We start from the raw sequence: 5,747 nt of genomic DNA, 5'->3' as shown, positions 1-5,747 counted from the left end.
GCAGGACGCCGCCCGCCGACCAGCGTCCGGCGTCCTGCGTCCTGCGTCAGCCGAGGACCCGCAGGGCGCTCTCGACGGCGGCGGCCATCTGCGTGCGCGCGGAGGAGAGGTAGCGCCGCGGGTCGACGGTGGCGGAGTCGGCCGAAAGGAAGCCGCGCACCGCGCCGGTGAAGGCGATGTTGAGTGCCGTACCGATGTTGATCTTGACCATGCCCGCGGCGACGGCGCGCCGCAGTTCGTCGTCGGGGACGCCGGTGGAGCCGTGCAGGACCAGCGGGACGGTCACCGCACCGCGGAGACGGGCGATCAGGTCGTGGTCGAGCCGTGCCGTGCGGGTCGTCATGGCGTGCGAGCTGCCGACGGCGACCGCGAGGGCGTCGATCCCGGTGGCGGTCACGAAGGCGGCAGCCTCGTCGGGGTCGGTGCGGGCCCCTGGGGCGTGCACGCCGTCCTTGCCGCCTATCTCGCCGAGTTCGGCCTCCAGCCACAGACCGTGGTCGTGCGCCCAGTCCGCCGCGGCGCGCGTGGCGGCGACGTTGCGTTCGTGGGGGAGGGTGGACGCGTCGTACATCACGGAGCCGAAGCCGCAGTCCGCGGCACGGCGCAGCAGGGCCTCGTCGGTGACGTGGTCGAGGTGGAGGCCCACGGGGACCGCGGCCGACTCGGCCACCGCGGCGGTCGCGCGGGCGATCGGGGCGAGGGAACCACCGTGGAAACGGACCGCGTTCTCGCTGATCTGGCAGACCGCGGGGCGTCCGGCCGCCTCCGCGCCGGCGACGACCGCCTCGGCGTGCTCCAGGGTGATGACGTTGAAGGCGCCGATCCCGCGCCGGTCGGCGTGCGCCGCGCGGACGAGTTCGGCGGTGGGGACCAGCGGCATGACGCGGCGACCTCTCGATGGAATGATGTTGAGCGAAGATGATGGTTCGACCTGGAAAAGGCGCAGAAGTGTGCGCTGCCACGCGTGGGCGCGGCGCCGGGCCGGCACACCCACCGACAGGGGGCGAGGAGATGGCGGGACCACAGGCCCGATGGAGCGCGCTGCTGGAGATGCTGACCCGCGACGGGAGCGTCGAGGTCGAGGCCGCAGCAGCCGAACTGGCGGTGTCCGCCGCGACGATCCGGCGCGACCTGGACGAACTGGCCCGGCAGAACATGGTCACCCGCACCCACGGCGGCGCCGTGATCAACGCGATCGCCTATGACCTGCCACTGCGTTACAAGGCCGCCCGCAACGCCCCGGAGAAGGAGCGCATCGCCCGGGCGGCGGCGGCCCTGGTGAAGCCGGGCACGGTGGTCGGGCTCAACGGCGGCACCACGACCACCGAGGTCGCCCGCGCCCTCGCCGCGCGCGCCGACCTCGGCGACAGCGGCACCGAGACCGCGCTGACCGTCGTCACCAACGCGCTGAACATCGCCGGTGAACTGGCCGTCCGGCGGCACGTGAAGCTGGTGGTGACCGGCGGCGTCGCCCGGCCGGCCTCGTACGAGCTGATCGGGCCGCTGGCCGCGGAACTCCTCGCGCAGCTCACCCTCGACCTGGTCTTCCTCGGCGTGGACGCCATCGACGTCACCCATGGCGCGGCGGCCCGGCACGAGGGCGAGGCGAGCATCAACCGTGCGCTCGCCCGGCGCGCCGAGCGGGTCGTGGTCGTCGCCGATGCCTCCAAGTTGGGGAAGCGTGCCTTCGCGCGGATCTGCCCGGTCGAGGAGGTCGACGTCCTGGTGACGGACCGGGACGCCCCGACCGCGCTCACCGAGCCCTTCGCGGCGGCGGGCGTGGAAGTCGTCCGCGCCTGACCTGGCCTGCAGTCGCACCGGCCGTCTCCCCCTTCCGCCGTCCCGCCACCGTATGAAGCTGCATGCAATTTTCTGCAGGAAAATTGCTAGGGTCGAGCAACTTCACACATGATGCTCGACCGGGCGTGCTCGGTGTCAAGGGCCGCCGGACAGGGACGGAGTCCATCGATGAGCGAGAGCAGGACCGAGACCGAGATACGGACCCAGCCGGAGTGCTGGCGCCGCGCCATCGGGCTCGCGGACGACGCGGAGACGGCGGCGTGGCGCGCCGCGATGCCCCGGGCCGGTGAACGGGTGGCGGTGGTGGGCTGCGGCACCTCGTGGTTCATGGCGCACGCCTATGCCCTGCTCCGCGAGACCGCGGGGCAGGGTGAGACGGACGCCTTCGCCGCTTCGGAGATGCCGGCCGGCCGGGCGTACGACCGGGTCGTCGCCCTTACCCGGTCCGGCACGACGACCGAGGTGCTGGAGGTGCTGACCCGGCTGCGCGGCACCACCCCCACGGTGGCGGTCACCGCCGATCCCGCCACCCCGGTCATGGAGCTGGCCGGCGCGGCGGTGGTGCTGGACTTCGCCGACGAGACCTCGGTCGTCCAGACGCGCTTCGCCACCACCGAACTCGTCCTGCTGCGCGCCCTGCTGGGGGAGGACCTGACCGGACTGCCCGCCCAGGCGGAGGCGGCGCTCGCCGCGCCGCTGCCCGACGGGCTGCTGGAGACCGAGCAGTTCACCTTCCTCGGCCGCGGCTGGGCCTACGGCGTCGCGCAGGAGGCGGCGCTCAAGATGCGGGAGGCGGCCGGCGCCTGGACGGAGGCGTACCCGGTCATGGAGTACCGGCACGGCCCGATCAGCGTCACCGGGCCCGGCCGGGTGGCCTGGTGGTTCGGCGACCCCGCGGACCTCCCGGCCGGGCTGGCGGGGGAGATCGCCCGCACCGGCGGACGCCTGGTGGCCCTGGGGCGCGACCCGCTCGCCGACCTGGTCGTCGTCCAGCGGCTGGCCGCCGCGCTCGGTGCCGCACGCGGCCTCGACCCGGACGCGCCCCGCCACCTGACGCGCTCGGTGGTGCTGGCGGACGGCCGGGGCTGACGGGCGGGCCGACCTACGACCCCCGACCCCGTCCGCCGTGACGTGAACGCCGTCCCCGCCCCGAGGAGGGGCGGGGACGGCATCACGTGCGGTTTGTCATGTGCGGTTTGTCAGGACTTGTACCACTTTTGGTTCTTCGTCCCGTAGCACGTCCACAGCTGGAGCGGGGTGCCGGCGGCCGTGCCCTTGTCGACCACGTCGACGCACTTGTTCTTGTTCGTCAGGTCGCTGGACGTGTTGAGCCTGAACTGCTGGGCCCAGCCGCCGTTGCAGCGGGCCAGTTGTATGACCGCACCGTCCGTGAACGAGGCGGCGGCCAGGTCCATGCACATGCCGAAGGCGCGTACGGTCCCGTCGGAGCGGAAGTCCCACTTCTGCCAGGCGCCGCCGTCGCAGTCCTGGATCTGCAGCCGGGCGCCGTCGCGGCCGGTGCTGTTCTTCGCGCCGCTGACCGCGATGCAGCGGCCGCTCTGCGAACTGCGGATCCGCACGCCGGGCACGATGGCGGGCTGCTGCGTCTTGCTGGGCGTGGGCTGGCCGGCCGACGAACCCGATGTGGAGCCCGACGAGCCGCCGGAACCGCCGGAGGCCGAACCGCCGCCGGTGGCCGAACCGCCGCCGCTCCCGCCGCTTCCGGTGCTCCCGCCGCCTCCGGTGCTGCCGGGTTCACCGCCCACTGCCGGAAGGCCGCCGCCGGTGCTGCCGGTGCCGCCCGCCGCGCCGCCGCCGTTCGTGCCTCCCCGGGGCCCGGAGGCCGGCGGGACGTTGCCGCCCCCGGCGGGGGAGCCCTTGGTTCCGTTCGTGCCGGGCGACGCCGGCAGGACGCCGCTCTGCGAAGCGCTGGGTTGGACGGCCGCCACCGGGTCGCCCTTGCCGCCCCCGTCGGGCAGCACGTCAATTCGTGCCATCAAGGGCACGACCAGTACCGCGCAGCCGATGACGGCCGACGTGGTCGCCAGAACGCTCCACGCCCGCCTGTCCGGCAGCAGCCGCCGGTGCGGCAGCGAGGGGCGTCGGGCGAAGGTGTCCGCGAAACGGGGCGTGGCCCCGTCGAGAACCTCGGGGTCCCGTGGATCGGGATGGGGAGGCACGTGGTCTCCTGTCGGCTCGGGAATCTGCGCGGAAGCGTAGGGCGCGCGTCCGCCCTTCGATTTCGGCAAGGTGAACAATAGTTTAAGATTTCACCAAGTGTGACAGTGAATGATCGAATATGCGCCAACACTGTGGTCAGAGCATCTCGTTCAGCAGCTTAATCTTTACGCCATGTGTGTGAACGAGTCCGACTGTCGTGAGGGCGAGGCGGACATCCTCGCGGACCACGACACCGGCGGCGCCGACGAACACAGTGCTGTCGCCAGCCTGATCATCGCCGAGCGGGACAGTCTCCGGAGGTTCGTCACCGGCCTCATGGGCCGCGACGTGCATGCCGCGGAGGACGTGCTGCAGGAGACCCTGCTGCGTGCCCTGCAGCGCGCCGGGCGGCTGGACGTGCACGAGCGTCCGGTCCGCATGTGGCTCTTCCGGGTCGCCCGCAACCTGGTCGTCGACCATCGCCGCCGCGACCGCTCCGTGCCCGTCGGTATCACCGCCGCGGACTTCGCGGGCACCGCGCTCGACCACGCCGGCGACCACGCCGGTCTCGTCGAGGACCGGTCCGTGCTCCTCGCCGCGCTGAGCGCCCTGCCGCCCGCGCACCGCGAGGCCGTGGTCCGGGTGCACGTGATGGACCAGACCGGGGCCGACGCCGCCGCCGAGATGGGCGTACCGCGGGGCACCGTCAAGTCCCGGACCCACCACGGCGTGCGGGCCCTGAGGGCCGAACTCGCCCGCCGCGGCGTGGACGGAGTGGCCGCGTGAACGTCCCCGCCGGCTGGACCCGGCTCATCGCGCTCATCGGTCTGCTGATCCTCGTCGTCGTGGTGGCGCACTGGCTCGTCCGCCGCAAGGGGGGCTGGGGCGCACTGCGCCGCCGCGTCGTGCGCGAACTGACGACGGCCGCACGCGCCTTCGCCACGCCCGTCCGCACGCAGCTGCGGCACCGCAGCGGCCTGCGTGTGCTCGCGCGCCTGCTGCGCGACGACGCCGGGTGGACGGATGCGGCGACCGCGCTGCGCCGCGCCGCCGCCGAACGGCCCGGCGCCCGGCCGTACGCGACGCTGCTGGGCACCGACGTCGTCGGCGTGTACGTCGCCCACGGCCACGGCGAGGGCGCGCTGCCCGAACCCTGGGCCCGCGACGCGGCCGAGCCGCGCCTGTGGTGGATCGGCCGCGCTGACCTCGGCACCGCACCGGAGACCGGGCACGGCGGCGAGGCCCCCGTGCTCGTCTGCCTCGGCAGGGCCGGTACGGACGCGGTGCTCCTCGACCTGACGGCCGTTCCCCCGGCGGTCTCCGTCACCGGCGAGCGGCGCACCGCCCGCGCGGTCCTGCAGGCCCTCGCGGCCCAGCTCGACGCCCGCCTCCCCGCTGGTCGCGTCGTGGTCGGCGCCGGGGTGCACCCCCGGCACGACGGCCCCACCGACGTCTTCGAGCGGCTCGACGCCGGCTACGCCGTGAGCGCCGAGGCACCGGAGCGCAACCGTCCAGCCCGCGTGCGCCTGCTCACCCTGGGCGTGGCCCACCACAGCACCCTGATCCTGGAAGCGGACCGGGACGGCCACCTGCGCCTGCACGGAGGCCCGCCCGCCCTCACCGTCGACGCGCTGCCCCTGGCCCGCGCCGTCGCCCGGCTGGTACGCACCCTGCCGCCCGTCCCCGGGGACGACGGTGGCTCCGGTCCGAACCCGCCGAAGTTGCTCGGCACCCTGTCGGCCGACGACGACCTCGTCGAGACCGGACTCCCGCCCACCGCCATGGCC

General features: G+C 74.0%; 6 protein-coding genes. 4 read left to right on the top strand and 2 right to left on the bottom strand.

Going from position 1 to position 5,747, the window contains the following annotated elements; genetic code table 11:
- Positions 1 to 46: 46 nt before the first annotated feature.
- Positions 47 to 880 (bottom strand): class II fructose-bisphosphate aldolase, encoded by an 834-nt coding sequence (locus PV341_RS43460; protein WP_500329360.1) that lies wholly within the window; start codon positions 878 to 880, stop codon positions 47 to 49.
- Between the two features lie 131 nt (positions 881 to 1,011).
- On the opposite strand from PV341_RS43460, the gene PV341_RS43455 reads away from it, so the two are divergent.
- Together PV341_RS43455 and PV341_RS43450 are read left to right on the top strand one after the other, a co-directional pair.
- Positions 1,012 to 1,800, top strand: a complete 789-nt coding sequence (locus tag PV341_RS43455; RefSeq protein WP_500329361.1) for a DeoR family transcriptional regulator — start codon at positions 1,012 to 1,014, stop codon at positions 1,798 to 1,800.
- Positions 1,801 to 1,968: 168 nt separating this feature from the next.
- On the top strand, positions 1,969 to 2,889 hold the full coding sequence (locus tag PV341_RS43450) for an SIS domain-containing protein (protein WP_500329362.1): 921 nt from the start codon (positions 1,969 to 1,971) through the stop codon (positions 2,887 to 2,889).
- Between the two features lie 110 nt (positions 2,890 to 2,999).
- Here the strand turns inward: PV341_RS43450 and PV341_RS43445 are convergent, their stop codons facing one another.
- Positions 3,000 to 3,980 (bottom strand): ricin-type beta-trefoil lectin domain protein, encoded by a 981-nt coding sequence (locus PV341_RS43445; protein WP_500329363.1) that lies wholly within the window; start codon positions 3,978 to 3,980, stop codon positions 3,000 to 3,002.
- Positions 3,981 to 4,152: 172 nt separating this feature from the next.
- On the opposite strand from PV341_RS43445, the gene PV341_RS43440 reads away from it, so the two are divergent.
- Together PV341_RS43440 and PV341_RS43435 are read left to right on the top strand one after the other, a co-directional pair.
- Positions 4,153 to 4,746, top strand: a complete 594-nt coding sequence (locus PV341_RS43440) for a sigma-70 family RNA polymerase sigma factor (protein WP_499509416.1) — start codon at positions 4,153 to 4,155, stop codon at positions 4,744 to 4,746.
- The coding region (locus tag PV341_RS43435; RefSeq protein WP_500360783.1) for a hypothetical protein at positions 4,743 to 5,747 on the top strand (1,005 nt) is incomplete at its 3' end. The genes PV341_RS43440 and PV341_RS43435, both read left to right, overlap by 4 nt.

It is taken from the genome of Streptomyces sp. PA03-1a (genome assembly GCF_033792805.1).
Taxonomy (GTDB): domain Bacteria; phylum Actinomycetota; class Actinomycetes; order Streptomycetales; family Streptomycetaceae; genus Actinacidiphila.
The sequence above is the reverse complement of the archived record's forward strand: the minus strand, read 5'-3'. Positions and strand labels throughout refer to the sequence as shown.